14 protein-coding genes are annotated in these 14,811 nt (G+C 70.4%); 6 read left to right on the forward strand and 8 right to left on the reverse strand.

Going from position 1 to position 14,811, the window contains the following annotated elements; translation table 11 throughout:
- Positions 1–10 precede the first annotated feature (10 nt).
- From ACAM26_RS11445 to wecB, 5 genes are all read right to left on the reverse strand, one after another.
- Complete coding sequence (locus ACAM26_RS11445) at positions 11–448, reverse strand: SUF system Fe-S cluster assembly protein (protein WP_123141678.1); 438 nt, start codon at positions 446–448, stop codon at positions 11–13.
- Between the two features lie 66 nt (positions 449–514).
- Positions 515–1,810, reverse strand: coding sequence for a Fe-S cluster assembly protein SufD (sufD, locus tag ACAM26_RS11450; protein ID WP_369613693.1), 1,296 nt, complete (start codon positions 1,808–1,810; stop codon positions 515–517).
- Positions 1,807–2,562 (reverse strand): Fe-S cluster assembly ATPase SufC, encoded by a 756-nt coding sequence (sufC, locus tag ACAM26_RS11455; RefSeq protein WP_123141680.1) that lies wholly within the window; start codon positions 2,560–2,562, stop codon positions 1,807–1,809. Before sufC ends, sufD begins: the two co-directional genes overlap by 4 nt.
- Positions 2,563–2,641: 79 nt before the next feature.
- Entirely contained in the window at positions 2,642–4,087 is a 1,446-nt protein-coding gene (gene sufB / locus ACAM26_RS11460; protein ID WP_369613694.1) for a Fe-S cluster assembly protein SufB, read from the reverse strand.
- 450 nt (positions 4,088–4,537) lie between these two features.
- Positions 4,538–5,638 carry a non-hydrolyzing UDP-N-acetylglucosamine 2-epimerase gene (wecB, locus tag ACAM26_RS11465; RefSeq protein WP_123142649.1) on the reverse strand — a complete coding sequence of 367 codons (1,101 nt, stop codon included), beginning with the start codon at positions 5,636–5,638 and terminating at the stop codon, positions 4,538–4,540.
- 264 nt (positions 5,639–5,902) lie between these two features.
- Here wecB and ACAM26_RS11470 point away from each other — a divergent pair, with 264 nt between their 5' ends.
- From ACAM26_RS11470 to ACAM26_RS11480, 3 genes are all read left to right on the forward strand, one after another.
- Positions 5,903–6,703: a TIGR01458 family HAD-type hydrolase gene (locus ACAM26_RS11470; RefSeq protein WP_369613695.1), complete on the forward strand. Its 801-nt coding sequence runs from the start codon at positions 5,903–5,905 to the stop codon at positions 6,701–6,703.
- Between the two features lie 85 nt (positions 6,704–6,788).
- Positions 6,789–8,186, forward strand: a complete 1,398-nt coding sequence (locus ACAM26_RS11475; RefSeq protein WP_369613696.1) for an MFS transporter — start codon at positions 6,789–6,791, stop codon at positions 8,184–8,186.
- Positions 8,187–8,206: 20 nt separating this feature from the next.
- Complete coding sequence (locus ACAM26_RS11480) at positions 8,207–9,151, forward strand: L-lactate dehydrogenase (protein WP_369613697.1); 945 nt, start codon at positions 8,207–8,209, stop codon at positions 9,149–9,151.
- A 64-nt stretch (positions 9,152–9,215) separates the two neighbouring features.
- Here the strand turns inward: ACAM26_RS11480 and ACAM26_RS11485 are convergent, their stop codons facing one another.
- From ACAM26_RS11485 to ACAM26_RS11495, 3 genes are read right to left on the reverse strand one after another with little or no spacing between them, the layout of a single operon-like run.
- Positions 9,216–9,884: a haloacid dehalogenase type II gene (locus ACAM26_RS11485; RefSeq protein ID WP_369613698.1), complete on the reverse strand. Its 669-nt coding sequence runs from the start codon at positions 9,882–9,884 to the stop codon at positions 9,216–9,218.
- Positions 9,885–9,906: 22 nt separating this feature from the next.
- Positions 9,907–10,389 carry a methylated-DNA--[protein]-cysteine S-methyltransferase gene (locus tag ACAM26_RS11490; RefSeq protein ID WP_369613699.1) on the reverse strand — a complete coding sequence of 161 codons (483 nt, stop codon included), beginning with the start codon at positions 10,387–10,389 and terminating at the stop codon, positions 9,907–9,909.
- A 45-nt stretch (positions 10,390–10,434) separates the two neighbouring features.
- Positions 10,435–11,940: a DNA-3-methyladenine glycosylase 2 family protein gene (locus ACAM26_RS11495; protein WP_369613700.1), complete on the reverse strand. Its 1,506-nt coding sequence runs from the start codon at positions 11,938–11,940 to the stop codon at positions 10,435–10,437.
- 142 nt (positions 11,941–12,082) lie between these two features.
- Between ACAM26_RS11495 and ACAM26_RS11500 the strand changes: the two genes are divergently transcribed.
- The 3 genes from ACAM26_RS11500 (at position 12,083) to ACAM26_RS11510 (ending at position 14,751) form a co-directional block, all read left to right on the forward strand.
- A complete protein-coding gene (locus tag ACAM26_RS11500) occupies positions 12,083–13,042 on the forward strand; it encodes a DMT family transporter (RefSeq protein ID WP_369613701.1) in 960 nt (319 codons plus the stop codon).
- A gap of 41 nt (positions 13,043–13,083) precedes the next feature.
- Positions 13,084–13,569 (forward strand): GNAT family N-acetyltransferase, encoded by a 486-nt coding sequence (locus ACAM26_RS11505; RefSeq protein ID WP_369613702.1) that lies wholly within the window; start codon positions 13,084–13,086, stop codon positions 13,567–13,569.
- A 129-nt stretch (positions 13,570–13,698) separates the two neighbouring features.
- Positions 13,699–14,751, forward strand: a complete 1,053-nt coding sequence (locus tag ACAM26_RS11510) for a cytochrome-c peroxidase (RefSeq protein ID WP_132229263.1) — start codon at positions 13,699–13,701, stop codon at positions 14,749–14,751.
- Positions 14,752–14,811 lie beyond the last annotated feature (60 nt).

Below are 14,811 nucleotides of genomic sequence, written 5' to 3' on the forward strand. Positions count from 1 at the left end.
GCGGGCGGGATCACATCAGCCCGAGCTGGAGCCGGGCCTCGTCGCTCATCCGCTCCTGGGTCCAGGGCGGATCCCACACCAGCGCGACATCGACCTCGCCGACGCCCTCGACCCGCGCCACCGCCTGTTTGACCATCAAGGGCATCATCCCGGCGACCGGACAACCGGGGGCGGTGAGGGTCATCTCCACGGCCACCGCGCCGTCGGCGGCGATGTCGATGGTGTAGATCAGGCCGAGGTCATAGATGTTGACCGGGATCTCCGGGTCGTGGACGCCGCGCAGGGCGGTGACGATCGACTCGCGCAGGGCCTCGGCGTCGACGACCGCCGGCGGTGCGTCCTCGACCTCGGTGGCGTCACGCCCGGCGTCGGCGGCGAGCGCCGCCACCTCGTCCTCGTGGTCCTGCTCGCGTTTGCCGAATCCGGCGAGGCGGGCCAGTCTGTTCATGGATGCGAACCTCTTCGACTGCAGATGATGCCGACGGGCCGGCGCCCGCGCGGGCGCCGACACCGCTCAGTCCAGGGGCGCGGCCTCGAGCCGGTCGCCGACCAGGGCCGCGATCTCGGCGCGCAGCGCCTCGTCGCCGAGCCGCCCGATGATCTCCTCGGCGAAACCGAGACAGAGCATGCGCCGGGCGCTGGCCTCGGGGATGCCGCGGGCGCGCAGATAGAACAGCATCTGCGGGTCGATCTGACCGACCGTGGTGCCGTGGCTGCACTTGACGTCGTCGGCGTTGATCTCGAGCTGCGGCTTGGTGTCGATCTCGGCGCGCTCGGAGAGCATCAGGTTGCGGTTGGACATCGCCGCGTCGGTGCGCTGGGCGTCCTGGGCGACGAACACCCGACCGTCGAACACCGCGCGTCCCTGACCGTAGAGGATGCCCTTGAACAGCTCGACGCTGGTGCAGTCGGGCACCGCGTGGTCGACATCGAGGTGATAGTCGATGAGCTGACCGTCGCCCGAGAGATAGAGCCCGTGGAGCACGCACTCGGCCCCCGGCCCGGCGAAACGGGTGTTGATGTCGGTGCGCGCCCAGCGCCCGCCGAGACCGATGTTGAGCCCCTGATAGCGGCTGCGCGCCTGCTGGTGCAGATAGAGCGTGCTGAGATGGAACGACTCGGCCGAGTCGTGCTGGATGCGCTCATGATCGAGCCGCGCCTCGGCCGCGAGGTCGATCTCGAGCACGGCGTTGGTGGCGTGCGCGATGCTCGGCTCGGCCCCGACATAGCGCTCGACGAGCCGTGCCTCGGCGCCCTCGCCGAGCACGATCAGGTGGCGCGGCTGGGCCAGCGTCGGGCGCTCGCCGGTGGTGACGTGGAGCAGTTCGAGCGGGCGCTCGAGCCGCGCGCCGGGCGCAAGCAGCACCACCAGCCCGTCGGCGCCGCCGGCGGCGTTGAGTGCCGGGAAGAGCGCGGCGGGATCGTCGGCGAGCGCACCGAGATGGGGGCGCACGGCCTCCGGATCCTCGGCGATCAAGCGCGCCAGCGAGTCGATCCGCACGCCCTCGGGGAGCGCGCCGAGCCGGCCGTGCTCGGGGGCATACCGGCCATTGACCAGCACCACCCGATCGGCCTCGAGGCCCTCGACCAGCAGCGGCGCCAGCGCCTCGGCGGCGAGCACCGCCGCGCCCTCGTCGAACGCCTGCTCGAACAGTCGGCGCGGGTTGGTGTAGCGCCACGCCTCCTGCTTGCTCCCCGGAACACCGAGCGCCGTCGCCCGCTCGCGCGCACTCGTGCGCCAGGCCTCGAGCCACGCCGGGCCGCCGCTCGGGGTGGCGGCCCCGAGCCAGGTCGCCAGCTCGCCACTCATGCCGCCGCGCCCTCGTCGGTGATCCAGCCGTAGCCGTGCTGCTCGAGTTCGAGCGCCAGCTCCTTGCCGCCGGAGCGGATGATCCGGCCCTTGTAGAGGACGTGGACGAAATCGGGCTCGATGTAGTCGAGCAGACGCTGGTAGTGGGTGACCACGATCATCGAGCGCTCGGGGCTGCGCAGCGCGTTGACGCCCTCCGAGACCACCCGCAGGGCGTCGATGTCGAGTCCGGAGTCGGTCTCGTCGAGGATCGCCAGCTTGGGCTCGAGCAGCGCCATCTGGAAGATCTCGTTGCGCTTCTTCTCGCCGCCGGAGAAGCCGGCGTTGACCGCGCGCTTGAGCAGCGAGTCGTCGAGGTGCAGCACCTTCAGCTTCTCCTTGATCAGGCGCATGAAGGAGACCGCATCGAGCTCGTCCTCGCCACGCGCCTTGCGGATGCTGTTGAGCGCGGACTTGAGGAAGTAGGTGTTGTTCACCCCCGGCAGCTCGACCGGGTACTGGAAGGCGAGAAACAGCCCGAGCTGGGCGCGCTCCTCGGGCTCGAGCGCGAGCAGGTCGCGCCCCTCGAAGCTCGCCGTGCCGCCGGTGACGGCATAGCCCTCGCGGCCCGAGAGCACATGCGCGAGCGTGCTCTTGCCCGAGCCGTTGGGGCCCATGATGGCGTGCACCTCGCCGGGGCCGATGCGCAGGTCCAGCCCGCGCAGGATCTCTTTGTCGCCGACGTTGGCCCGCAGGCCAGTGACAGATAGCATCGTCCTCTCCCAATCGTCCGGAACCCGCGCGGGTTCCCTGTCCGAATCTTGCGTGTTGTTTCGCCGAGCCCGCGCGGCGCTAGCCGACCGCACCTTCCAGGCTGATGCTGAGCAGCTTCTGCGCCTCGACCGCGAACTCCATCGGGAGCTCGTTGAAGACTTCCTTGCAGAACCCGTTGACGATCATCGACACCGCATCCTCCTCGCTGAGCCCGCGGGCGCGGCAGTAGAAGAGCTGGTCGTCGCTGATCTTGGAGGTGGTCGCCTCGTGCTCCATGTTCGCCGAGGGGTGTTTGACCTCGATGTAGGGCACGGTGTTGGCGGTGCAACGATCGCCGATCAGCAGCGAGTCGCACTGGGTGTGGTTGCGCGCGTTGGCCGCGCGCTGACCGATCCGCACCAGCCCGCGATAGGTCTGGCGCCCCTCGCCCGCCGAGATGCCCTTGGAGACGATGGTCGAGCGGGTGTTGGGACCGATGTGGATCATCTTGGTGCCGGTGTCGGCCTGCTGGCGACCCTTGGTCACCGCCACCGAGTAGAACTCGCCGACCGCGTCGGCGCCGCGCAGCAGGCAGCTCGGATACTTCCAGGTGATCGCCGAACCGGTCTCGACCTGGGTCCAGGAGATCTTCGAGCGCGCGCCGCGGCAGTCGCCGCGCTTGGTGACGAAGTTGTAGATACCGCCGCGTCCCTGGGCGTCGCCCGGATACCAGTTCTGCACCGTCGAGTACTTGATCTCGGCGTCATCGAGCGCGATCAGCTCGACGACGGCGGCGTGGAGCTGGTTCTCGTCGCGCTGCGGTGCGGTACAGCCCTCCAGATAGCTGACGTAGCTGCCCGCCTCGGCGACGATCAGGGTGCGCTCGAACTGCCCGGTGTTGCGGGCGTTGATGCGGAAGTAGGTGCTCAGCTCCATCGGGCAGCGCACCCCCTCGGGGATGTAGACGAAGGTGCCGTCGCTGAACACCGCCGCGTTGAGACAGGCGAAGTAGTTGTCGGTGTGCGGCACCACCGAGCCGAGGTACTGCTTGACCAGCTCGGGGTAGGCGTGCACCGCCTCGGAGATCGAGCAGAAGATCACTCCGGCCTCGGCCAGGGTCTCGCGGAAGGTGGTGGCCACCGAGACGCTGTCGAACACCGCATCGACCGCCACCCCGGCGAGCGCCTTCTGCTCCTCGATGGGGATGCCGAGCTTCTCGTAGGTCTCGAGCAGCGCGGGATCGACCTCGTCGAGGCTCTTGGGGCCGTCCTCGGGGCGCTTGGGCGCGGAGTAGTAGGAGATCGCCTGGAAGTCGATCGGCGGGTGATCGACATCGGCCCAGTTCGGCGGCGTCATGGTCAGCCAGTGGCGATAGGCCTTGAGCCGCCACTCGGTCATGAACTCGGGCTCGCCCTTGCGTGCCGAGATCGCGCGCACCACGTCCTCGTCCAGCCCCGGCGGCAGGGTATCGGACTCGATCTCGGTGGTGAAACCGTGCTCGTACTCGGATCCGACGATGTCTTCGACGGCTGGGGTTGAGGTCATCGCTCCAGGCTCCGCTTATTCTCAGTAATTTGCTCAGTTATTAATATACGCCGCCAAGGGCACGAATCAACACCCCGCGCAACGCGGCAGTTCGTCTCGTCGACCTCGGGGGGCTGGACGGTGCCGGACATCGGCCCGCGTGCGGTGATGTCCACCGGATATTGCAGATAAACGGCGATTATATTCCAACTCGACGGCTGCTTTCACATCGAACTTGCAAATGCGAGGCGTTCACGTGGCAGCGGCTTCCCCGGCGGGGGTGCTCGAACCGGGTCGGGGACCCAACCATACAGCGACGCGCACCGGCCTGTCTCGTCCGCCATGCACCGGCATCGACCAGGCTCCGCCCGATCCGTGGGCAAGGACGCCTCCCCCGAGCGCACCGCAGCGCGCACGGTGCGTTCGCACTGTTATCCGAAGCAAGCGACGGGCCAGCGCCGGAGACGAGGGTCAGTCGGTGCCGAGCAGCCGCTCCAGGTGGGCGACGATGCGCTCGCCGGCGCGCCCGTCCCAGCGCTCGGGAATCTCGCCGCGCGGCCAGCGACCATCGAACAGTCGCGCCAGCGCCGGGCCGAGACGCTCGGGATCGGTGCCGACGAGCAGGTTGGTGCCGATCTCCACCGTCTCCGGGCGCTCGGTGGTGTCGCGCAGGGTCAGGCAGGGCACCCCGAGCACCGTGGTCTCCTCGGTGATGCCGCCGGAGTCGGTGATCACCGCGCGGGCGTGACGCACCAGATGGTTGAACTCCAGATAGGGCTGGGGCTCGATCAGGTGCAGGGTCTCGGGCACCGCGTCGAGCCGCTCCAGGGTGCGCGCGGTGCGCGGATGCACCGGGAAGACCACCGGCTGCCCGCGGGTGTGCTCGGCCACCGCGCGGAGCATGCGCGCGAAGGCGCCGTCGGCGTCGACGTTGGCCGGGCGGTGCAGGGTGAGCACGAAATACTCGCCCGGCCTCAGCCCCAGGTCGTCCCAACACGGCGGCGGACGCAGCCGGTCGAGATTGGCCAGCAGGGTGTCGATCATGGTGTTGCCGACGAAGAAGATCCGCTCCTCGCCCACCCCGGCGGCGCGCAGATTGGCGTTGGCGTGCGCGCTGGTGGTGAAGAACCAGTTGGTGATCGCATCGGTCACCATGCGGTTGATCTCCTCGGGCATCCCCCAGTCGCCGGAGCGGATGCCGCCCTCGACGTGCGCCACCCGCACCCCGAGCTTCTGCGCGGCGATGGCGCAGGCCATGGTCGAGGTGACGTCCCCCACCACCAGACAGAGCGCGGCGGGGTGCTCGAGCAGCAGCCGCTCGTAGCGGGTCATGATCGCCGCGGTCTGCTCGGCCTGGGTACCGGAGCCGACCTCGAGATTGATATCCGGCGCGGGGATCCCGAGTTGTTCGAAGAAGTCGCCCGACATCCGCCGGTCGTAATGCTGTCCGGTGTGCACCAGACGATACTCGAGCCCGCCGCCGTCCGCGCGCCGCTGCTCCAGGGCGCGGATGATGGGCGCGATCTTCATGAAGTTCGGGCGTGCACCGGCGATGATGTCGATCAGGGGCATGGATCCGGTCCCTCGTTGGCGATGAGGCGCGACAGTACGGGCCGCGCGCACAGAGCCTAACGCGCCGCTCGCGGCCCGTCACCCGCCGCCGCCCGCGCCTCTCGCCACGCGCTACCGGGCAAAGCTTGTCCACTCCAAAAAGACTTCAACATCGGCGGACACTTAAGCGCGTCGCGCACAGGTTATCCACAGATGGAACCACAGCAACTGTGGATAACCGAATCGTCATCCACACCCGGCCCCCGACCGTGACAGGAGCGAGCCATGCGCCCAGACCCATCCACCGCCCTGCTGATCGACATGGACGGCGTGCTCTACCAGGGCGAGCAGGCCATCGCCGGCGCCGCCGAGACCCTCGACTGGCTGCGCGCCAACGCGGTGGCCCACCGCTTCGTCACCAACGCCAGCTCGCGCCCGCGCGCGCAGCTTGTCGCGCGCCTCGCCGGTCACGGCATCACGGTCGAGGAGACGCACATCCTCACCCCGCTGGTGGCCGCCGCCGACTGGCTGCGCGAGCAGGTCGACGGCCCGGTCGCGGCCTTCGTCCCCAAGCCGACCCTGGCCGACCTCGACGGGCTCGCCCTCGCCCGCGACCCCGAGCACGACCGCGCCGGCGCCGTGGTCGTCGGCGATCTCGGCGCCGCCTGGGACTTCGCCACCCTCAACCGCGCCTTCCGCTTCCTCATGCAGCCCGACGCCCCGCCCCTGCTCGCCCTCGGCATGACCCGCTACTGGCGCGCCGAGGACGGGCTGCGACTCGACACCGCGCCCTTCGTGATGGCGCTGGCGCATGCCAGCGGGCGCGAGCCCCAGGTCTTCGGCAAGCCCGCCGCGGCCTTCTTCGAACGCGCCCTCGCGGCGCTCGGCGCCAGCCCCGCGACCACCTGGATGATCGGCGACGACCTGCGCGGCGACGTCGGCGGCGCCCAGGCCGCCGGGATGCGCGGCCTGCTGGTGCGCACTGGCAAGTTCCGCGCCGCCGAACTGGAGACGAGCGACATCCGCCCCGAGGCGGTGCTCGACTCCATCGCCGAGCTGCCGCGCTGGTGGAGCGGCGGCGACTGAAGCGGTTTGCCCGGGGACGATTTTGTGCGATGGTCGGGGTAACAGCGGGCTCCGGCCCCATCGTCAGATCATCGAGTCAGACCCCATGAAACCGGCTCCATCGCCACAGGTCCTGGCCAACCCGCGCTTCCGTCGGCTGTTCACCGCCCAGGTGATCGCCCTGGTCGGCACCGGGATGAGCACGGTGGCGCTCAGCCTGCTCGCCTTCGCCCTCGGCGGCGCCCAGGCCGCGGTCATCCTCGGCGCCGCGCTGGCGTTGAAGATGGTCGCCTATGTCTTCTTCGCCCCGGTGTTCGGGGGGCTGGCGCACCGCCTGCCGCGCCGCCCCTTGCTGGTGACCATGGACCTGATCCGCGCCGCGGTGCTGCTCGCCCTGCCCTGGGTCGACGCGTTGTGGCAGGTGCTCGCGCTGATCTTCCTGCTCAACCTCTGCGCCGCGGGCTTCAAGCCGGTGTTCTCCGCGACCATCGCCGACCTGCTCCCCGACGAGGCCGAGTACACCCGCGCCCTGGCGCTCTCGCGTCTGGCCTACGATCTCGAGGCGCTGCTCAGCCCGCTGCTCGCCGGTGCGGCGCTGCTGTTGATCAGCGACGACGGGCTGTTCGCGCTCAACGCCCTCGCCTTCCTCGTCTCGGCGGTGCTGGTCGCGCGCACCCTGCTGCCCGCGGCCAGAGCGCCGGAGCGCACCGGCACGCTCGGCGCCGAGATCCTCTTCGGCGTGCGCGCCTATCTCGCCACCCCACGGCTGCGCGGACTGCTCGCGCTCTATCTCGCGGTGGCCGGTGCCAGCGCCATGGTGATCGTCAACACCGTGGTCTATGTGCGCGACACCCTCGGTGCCGGCGAGTCGATGGTGGCCATCGCCCTGGGCGCGACCGGCGCCGGCTCGATGCTCACCGCGCTGGCGGTGCCGCGACTGCTCGAGCACATCAGTGAGCGGCGGTTGATGCTCGGCGGCGCGGCGCTGCTCGGCGCCGGGCTGCTGCTCGTCGCCAGCGGCCCCGGCCTCGGCGGGCTGCTCGCCATCTGGGTGCTGGTCGGCGCAGGTCTCTCACTGGTGCAGACCCCCGCCGGTCGGGTGATCAACCGCTCGGCCGCCGCCGGTGATCGCGCCGCCTACTTCTCGGCGCACTTCTCGCTCTCGCACGCCTGCTGGCTGGTGTTCTATCTGCTTGCCGGCGCGCTCGGCGCCGCGCTCGGCACGCCCGCCACCGCGCTCCTGCTGGGACTGGCCGCGCTCGCCTGCACCGTGCTCGCCGCCCGGCTGTGGCCGCGCGACGATCGCGCGGTGCTCGAACACCACCACCGGGCGCTCGACCACGACCACCTCCATACCCACGACAGCCACCACGACCACCCGCACGCGGGCTGGGAGGGGCCGGAGCCGCACCGCCACCGGCACCACCACCGGGCGCTGCGCCACGCCCACGACTTCGTCATCGACACCCATCACCCGGTCTGGCCCGACGCGCGCCCGGCCTGACCCACACCGGAGAGACCATCATGCTTCACCCTCACACCATCGGCATCGTCGGCACCGGCCAGGTCGGCATGGCCGCCGCCTTCTCGCTGTTCCAGCAACGCATCGCCAACGAGCTGATCCTGGTCGACCGCGACCAGGCGCGCGCCGAGGGCGAGGCGATGGACCTGATGCACGCCCAGGGCTATGTCGGACGGCGCCGGGTGCGCGCCGGCGACTATGCCGATCTGGCGCGGGCGCAGATCGTCATCGTCACCGCCGGGGTCGCCCAGCGCCCCGGCGAGAGCCGACTGGAGCTGCTGCAACGCAATGTCGCGGTGTTCCGCGAGATCGCCGAGCAGCTCGACCGCCACGCCCCGGAGGCGCTGCTGCTGATCGCCTCCAACCCGGTCGACCTGCTCACCTACGCCATGGAGCAGCTCTCCAGCCGTCCGCGTCACCGTGTCATCGGCACCGGCACCATGCTCGACACCACCCGGCTGCGCACCCTGCTCGCCGAGCACTTCCAGGTCGACCCCCGCTCGGTCCACGCGCTGATCCTCGGCGAACACGGCGATTCCGAGTTCGCGGTGTGGAGCCAGGCCAACATCGGCGGCACCCCGATCCGCGGTCACGACATCCTCGGCAAGCGCTGCGACCGCTCCTGCCGCGACGCCCTGCTCGCCAAGGTGCGCGGCGCCGCCGGCTCAATCATCGAGCGCAAGGGCTACACCAACTGGGCCATCGGCCTGGTCATCGCCCACCTGGTGCGCACCATCCAGGAGGACCAGGGCAGCGTGCTCCCGGTCACCACCCGACTCGACGGCGCCTACGGTCTCCACGACATCTGTCTGAGCATCCCGGTGCGGGTCGGCATCGAGGGCGCCGGCGCGCCCCTGCCGCTCCCGCTCGACGACGAAGAACGGGCGGCGCTGGCGCATTCGGCGGAGGTGTTGCGGGGGTTCATTGATGGGCTGGGGTTGGGGTGAGATCGCTCCAGCCCTCCGCCGACGCGCACCCAGTCGTGAGGCCGAGAGGCAGGCGTTCCAGGGCTCACCCGAACACCTCCGGCAACTCGCCCAGATCCGCCACCACCCGATCAGGCTTGTCGCCCCAGGGATCGAAGGGCTGCTCGGGGTCGCGCCGGACCCAGGCCGCGCGCATGCCCGTCGCGCGGGCGCCGATGATGTCGAAGGGGTTGCTCGAGACCAGCCAGGCGTGCTCGGGCCGCGCCCCGGTGGTGGCGAGGAAGTGGGCGTAGACGGCGGGATCGGGCTTGAACGCGCGCACCGCGTCGACACTGACCACGCCGCTGAACCGGCCCCTGATCCCGGCATGATCGAGCAGCGTCTCGACCGCCTCGGCGGTGCCGTTGGAGAAGGCGTAGAGCCGGTGTCCGGCGCGCGCCAGCGCGGCCAGCCCGGGGGCGACGTCGGCGAAGGCCGGCAACCGCCGGTAGCCCTCGATCAGGGCATCGAGCAGCGCCGCGTCGGGGGCGATCCCGTAGACCCGGCAGGTCTGCTCCAGGGCGTCGCGGGTGCAGCGCTCGAAGGTGTCGTATCGTCGCATCAGCCCGCGCCGGAAGGCGTATTCGAGCTGGCGGGCACGCCAGTCGCGGGAGAAGGCCGGGGCGGCCTCGCCCACCAGCGGGGTCAGCGCCGGGATCAGCCCGTGGGTGTCGATCAGGGTGCCGTAGACGTCGAAGGCGAGGGTCTGGGTCATGGTCGTCTCCTGCTGGTGTGGTTCAGCGCGCGCCGGCCTCCAGGTCGATCAACGCCTGCTTGATGCGCAAGCCGTGGGCGAAACCGGCGAGCCCGCCGTCGGCGCCGATCACCCGGTGACAGGGGATGATCAACGGGATCGGGTTGCGGCCGATGGCCGCGCCCACCGCGCGGGCCGCGCCCGCCCGTCCGATCGCGCGCGCGATCTCGCCATAGGTGGTCAGCGTGCCGTAGGGGATCTCGCCGAGCCGGGCCCAGACCCGACGCTGGAAGTCCGTGCCGGTGGGGTGGATGGGCACCGTGAACGCCTTTCTATCGCCGTCGAGATAGGCCCTCACCTCGGCCCGGGCGGCGGCGAAGCGCTCGGGGCGATGATGCCTGTCGGGCTCGATGCTGAACGCGCGCGCGCCGCGCGCGCCGCTGTCGAGGTGCAGCTGTGTCAGTCCGCGCGCGTCGCCGACGAGGACGACGGCGCAGAGTCGGGTGTCGAATCGGGTGTAGTCCATGGTTCGGCTCCAGGGTGAGCGGGTGCGCGCGGGCGCGGCGCCGGGTCAAGGCTCGGCGGGCGCGGCACGCACCGCGTTGGTGTTCCACAGGCAGAGCGCGGCATAGGCCCGGTAGGGCCGCCAGCGCTCGGCGTGACGCAGCGCCTCGGCGCGTGTCATCGGGCGCTCGCGCGTCAGCGCCTTGACGATCCCCAGATCGGTGACCGGAAAGCTGTCGACCAGCCCCAGACCGCGCATCGCCACATAGTCGGCGGTCCACTCGCCGATGCCCTTGACCGACAGGATGTCGCGCTTGAAGGAGTCGGCCGGCTGGTGGGGCGAGAGCGAGAACACCCCCGCCTCCAGCGCCCGACAGAGCGCGTGGACGGCGGCCTGACGCGCCCTGGCGAGCCCGATCGTGGAGAGATCCAACCCCGCCAGCCGGGCGCGATCGGGGAAGAACCAGTCGAGCCCCTCGGGATAGTCCGCCGGGGTCGGCTGCGCGGCGCACGCCGCCAACCGCGCGGCCAGCTCCCCGGCGAAGCGCACCGAGACCTGCTGACCGAGGATCGCCCGCACCGCGAACTCGAACGGATCGAAGGCGACCGACAGCCGGGGCACGGCGCCGTCCTCCAGTCCCGGGCGCAGCAGGTCGTCGGCGGCGAAGCGCGCCTGGATCTCGGCGAAACGGGTCTCGAGATCGAACATCCGCCTGACCCGCGCGGCGATCTCCATCGCGCAGGCGATGTGTGCGGAGTGGATACGCAGCGCCAGCGCCGAGCGCGCCGGGTCGTCGGTGACCACGAAATAGCCCTCGGCGACCTCCGCGCGCCCGAGCAGGGCGACGCGGAAGGTGCGCGCGTACTGTGTCGCGGTGACGACCTCGACGCCGCGGATGGCGCGGCGGCGGAGGAAATCGAGGACGCGACCGAAGTCGAATCCGGGGTCGTAGTCGAGGGCATAGGACAGACAGCCGTCCTCGAGCCCCTGATGGCGTCTCATCTCGCGTAATGCTCCTGGTGTCTGACCGAAGACCTTCCTGAACACCTCGTTGAACTGCCGCACCGAGCCGAACCCCGAAGCGAAGGCGATGTCGGTGATCGGAAAGGTCGAGTCGAGCAGCAGCCCCTTGGCCAGCACCGCCTTCTGCAAGGCCCCGACCTTGACCGGCGGGACGCCGAGAAAACGCACGAACAGGGCACGGAGCTGGCGGGCCGAGAGCAGCAGCTCGGCGGCCAGGTCGTCGACGCCGTGGTGGTGCAGATAGCCGCGCTGGATCAGGTCCAGCGCCATGGCGACGAGCTGTCCGCCCTCGACGTGGGCGTGGCGCGTCCACGAACGCATGTCCGGGCGGCAGCGCAGACAGGGCCGGAAGCCCTGCTCGACGGCCTCGAACAGGGTCGCGAAATAGGCCACGTTCTCCTCCCGCGCCCGCGGCGCGGGACAGGAGGGGCGACAGAAGACGCCGGTGGTCCTGACCCCGAAGTAGAAGCGACCGTCGAAATCGGCATCCCGGCGCAACCGCGCGCTGCGGTAGAGTGCGAGATCATCGGGGGCAATGGTCGAGGTCATGTTCGCTCCGAGCGCGGATGTGCTGGTGCTCGGCGAGAATTCTCCGACCGGGCGGCGACGACGGACAAGCGATTTTCGGAACTCGCTCTCTCCCCCGCGCCCGCGACGGCGCGACACGACAACCACCCGGCAACCCACGGCGATGAATCATCAGACCACCCCCCACGGCGCCTTCATCATGGTGCTGCTCGCCAACGCCGGCTTCGCCTTCAAGGGCATCTTCGCCAAGCTCGCGCTGGCCAGCGGGATCACCCTCGGCGGGATGCTGATGCTGCGCATCGCGCTGGCCATGCCGCTCTACTGGATCGCCGCGCGCACGCTCTCGCCCGTCGCCGCCCCGCTCACCGGGCGCGACTGGCGCGACGGGCTGCTCATCGGGCTGCTGTTCACCCTGGCGACGGTGGCCGACTTCGTCGCCATCGACCGACTCGGCGCGGGCCCCTCGCGGATGCTGCTGTTCACCTATCCGCTGATGGTGCAACTGCTCGTCGCCTGGCGCGCGCGGCGCTGGCCCACCCGGCGCGAGCTGGCGGTGTTCGTGGTCTGCTACGGCGGACTGGCGCTGCTGTTCGCCCCCCGGGGCCTCGCCGGCGATCTCGGCCCGGCCGGGTGGATCGGCATCGCCTGCGGGCTCGTCTCGGCGGCGAGCTATGCCTGCTTCCTGGTGTGGGTCCAGGACACCGCCCGACGCATCGGCTCGGCGCGCTGCACCGCGCTCACCAACACCAGCACCTTCCTGGTGTTCTGCGGCTATGCGCTGCTCGGCGCCTCGCCCGCGGACTTCGCCATCCCGGCCGAGGGCCTCGGCTGGGTGGCGCTGATGGTGGTGATCGCCACCGTGCTCCCCTTCCTGCTGCTGTTCGAGGGCATCCGCCACACCGGCGCGGCGCGCGCCAGCCTGATCGCGCTGAGCGGCCCGGTGATCACCCTGGTCGCCGCCTGGGCGATCCTCGACGAACGCCTGCTGCCGCTCCAGGGTCTCGGTCTGGTACTGATCATCGGCGCCATCGGCTCTCTCCAGCTCGGCGGCGACGCGCTCGCGTGGCTCGTCCGTCGCCTGCGACCGTCGTCGCGCCCTGACGGCGGGCGAGCGATACGATAGGGACGCACCCGATCAGCCGGACCACACCGAGGACGACAGCCATGAAGGCGCTCGCGACACCCATCAGACAGGCAGCGGCCAGCGACCGCGAGGACCTCGCAAGGCTGCACATCGCATCCATCCAGGGTCTGTGCGCCGGGCACTACGAGGCCGAGGCGCTGCGCGCCTGGACCGCCCTGCTCACCCCGTCCGTCTATGATCAAGCGCTGGCGGAAAAACTGGTGCTGGTCGCCGAGCAGCCCGGACACGGAGCGGTCGGGCTGGCGATCCTCGATCCCGAGGCGGCGGAGATCAGTGCCCTCTACGTCCACCCCGAGGCCGTCGGCAAGGGGGTCGGCACGGCACTGCTCGACGCGATGGAGCAGCGCGCCGGGGCGGCCGGCATCCTCACCCTGACGACCCGTGCGACGCTGAACGCACGGGGCTTCTACGCCGCGCGCGGCTATCTCGACGTCGGCCCCGGCCACCATCGACTACCGGGCGGCGTGCGACTCCCCTGTGTCGCCATGACCAAGACGCTCGGCTGAAACCGGACCGTGCCCGGGCGGCGAGGCCGGACGCATCTGCTAAGGTTCAGGGGCGTGCCCCTGCATTCCATACCCATTGAACCGGCACGCGCGTCCATCGCCCGCCAATTCAGGAGCAGGAATCCAGCCATGATGAGCCAGATGAAGATGCTTGCCGTTGCACTCACCCTGTCGCTGAGCGCGCCGACGCTGGTCGCGGCCGACGATCAGGCGCTGCGCGTCAAGGCGCAGACGGCGAGGTTGCAGCCCATCCCCGAGGTCATCGAGGATCCGGTGGACAACCCGGTGACGCCGGAGAAGGTCGCGCTGGGCAAGCTGCTGTTCTTCGATCCGCGGCTCTCGGCGAGCGGGCTGATCAGCTGCAACACCTGTCACAACCTGGGGATGGGCGGCGACGACAACCTGCCGACCTCGGTCGGTCACGGCTGGCAGCGCGGGCCGCGCAACGCGCCGACGGTGTTCAACGCCATCTTCAACGTCGCGCAGTTCTGGGACGGACGCGCCGCCGACCTCAAGGCCCAGGCCAAGGGACCGATCCAGGCCGCCGTCGAGATGGCCAACGAACCCGCACAGGTGGTCGCCACGCTGCAGAGCATGCCCGAGTACGTCGAGCACTTCGCCGCCGCCTTCCCGGACGCGCCCGAGCCGGTCACCTTCGACAACACCGCCAAGGCGATCGAGGCGTTCGAGACCACGCTGGTGACGCCCAACGCCCCCTTCGACCGCTTCATGCGCGGCGAGGACGACGCGCTGAGCGCCGAGCAGAAGGAGGGGCTGGCGCTCTTCATCAACCGCGGCTGCACCGCCTGTCACGGCGGCGTCAACCTCGGCGGTCAGGGCTACTTCCCGTTCGGTCTGCTCAAGCGCCCGGGGGCCGACATCCTGCCGCCGACGGACAAGGGACGCTTCGAGGTCACCCGCTCGGCGACCGATGAATACGTCTTCCGCGCCGCGCCGCTGCGCAACATCGCGCTCACCGCGCCCTACTTCCACTCCGGCGCGATCTGGGACCTGAAACAGGCCGTCGCGGTGATGGGCACGGCGCAGCTCGGCAGCGAGATCGGCGAGGGCGAGGCGACCAAGATCGCCGCCTTCCTCGAGGCCCTGACCGGCGAGGTCCCCACGATCACCTATCCGATCCTGCCGGCCGAGACCGAGACCACGCCCAAGCCCCAGCCCTGAGCACCACCCAGCGCCGCGCCCCTCCGCTGCGAGGGGCACGCGCCGACCCACCCCGCCCGG

Origin of the sequence: Marichromatium sp. PS1 (assembly GCF_041155115.1) — a bacterium.
Classification (GTDB): Bacteria; Pseudomonadota; Gammaproteobacteria; order Chromatiales; family Chromatiaceae; genus Marichromatium; species Marichromatium gracile.

Bases quoted from the DNA above. Each gene is read 5' to 3' on its own strand.
- wecB (WP_123142649.1), bottom strand. From the start codon at position 5,638: ATGCCCCTGATCGACATCATCGCCGGTGCACGCCCGAACTTCATGAAG.
- sufD (WP_369613693.1), bottom strand. From the start codon at position 1,810: ATGAGTGGCGAGCTGGCGACCTGGCTCGGGGCCGCCACCCCGAGCGGC.
- ACAM26_RS11510 (WP_132229263.1), top strand. From the start codon at position 13,699: ATGATGAGCCAGATGAAGATGCTTGCCGTTGCACTCACCCTGTCGCTG.
- ACAM26_RS11445 (WP_123141678.1), bottom strand. From the start codon at position 448: ATGAACAGACTGGCCCGCCTCGCCGGATTCGGCAAACGCGAGCAGGAC.
- ACAM26_RS11495 (WP_369613700.1), bottom strand. From the start codon at position 11,940: ATGACCTCGACCATTGCCCCCGATGATCTCGCACTCTACCGCAGCGCG.
- sufB (WP_369613694.1), bottom strand. From the start codon at position 4,087: ATGACCTCAACCCCAGCCGTCGAAGACATCGTCGGATCCGAGTACGAG.
- ACAM26_RS11475 (WP_369613696.1), top strand. From the start codon at position 6,789: ATGAAACCGGCTCCATCGCCACAGGTCCTGGCCAACCCGCGCTTCCGT.
- ACAM26_RS11480 (WP_369613697.1), top strand. From the start codon at position 8,207: ATGCTTCACCCTCACACCATCGGCATCGTCGGCACCGGCCAGGTCGGC.
- ACAM26_RS11470 (WP_369613695.1), top strand. From the start codon at position 5,903: ATGCGCCCAGACCCATCCACCGCCCTGCTGATCGACATGGACGGCGTG.
- ACAM26_RS11505 (WP_369613702.1), top strand. From the start codon at position 13,084: ATGAAGGCGCTCGCGACACCCATCAGACAGGCAGCGGCCAGCGACCGC.
- ACAM26_RS11490 (WP_369613699.1), bottom strand. From the start codon at position 10,389: ATGGACTACACCCGATTCGACACCCGACTCTGCGCCGTCGTCCTCGTC.
- ACAM26_RS11500 (WP_369613701.1), top strand. From the start codon at position 12,083: ATGAATCATCAGACCACCCCCCACGGCGCCTTCATCATGGTGCTGCTC.
- ACAM26_RS11485 (WP_369613698.1), bottom strand. From the start codon at position 9,884: ATGACCCAGACCCTCGCCTTCGACGTCTACGGCACCCTGATCGACACC.
- sufC (WP_123141680.1), bottom strand. From the start codon at position 2,562: ATGCTATCTGTCACTGGCCTGCGGGCCAACGTCGGCGACAAAGAGATC.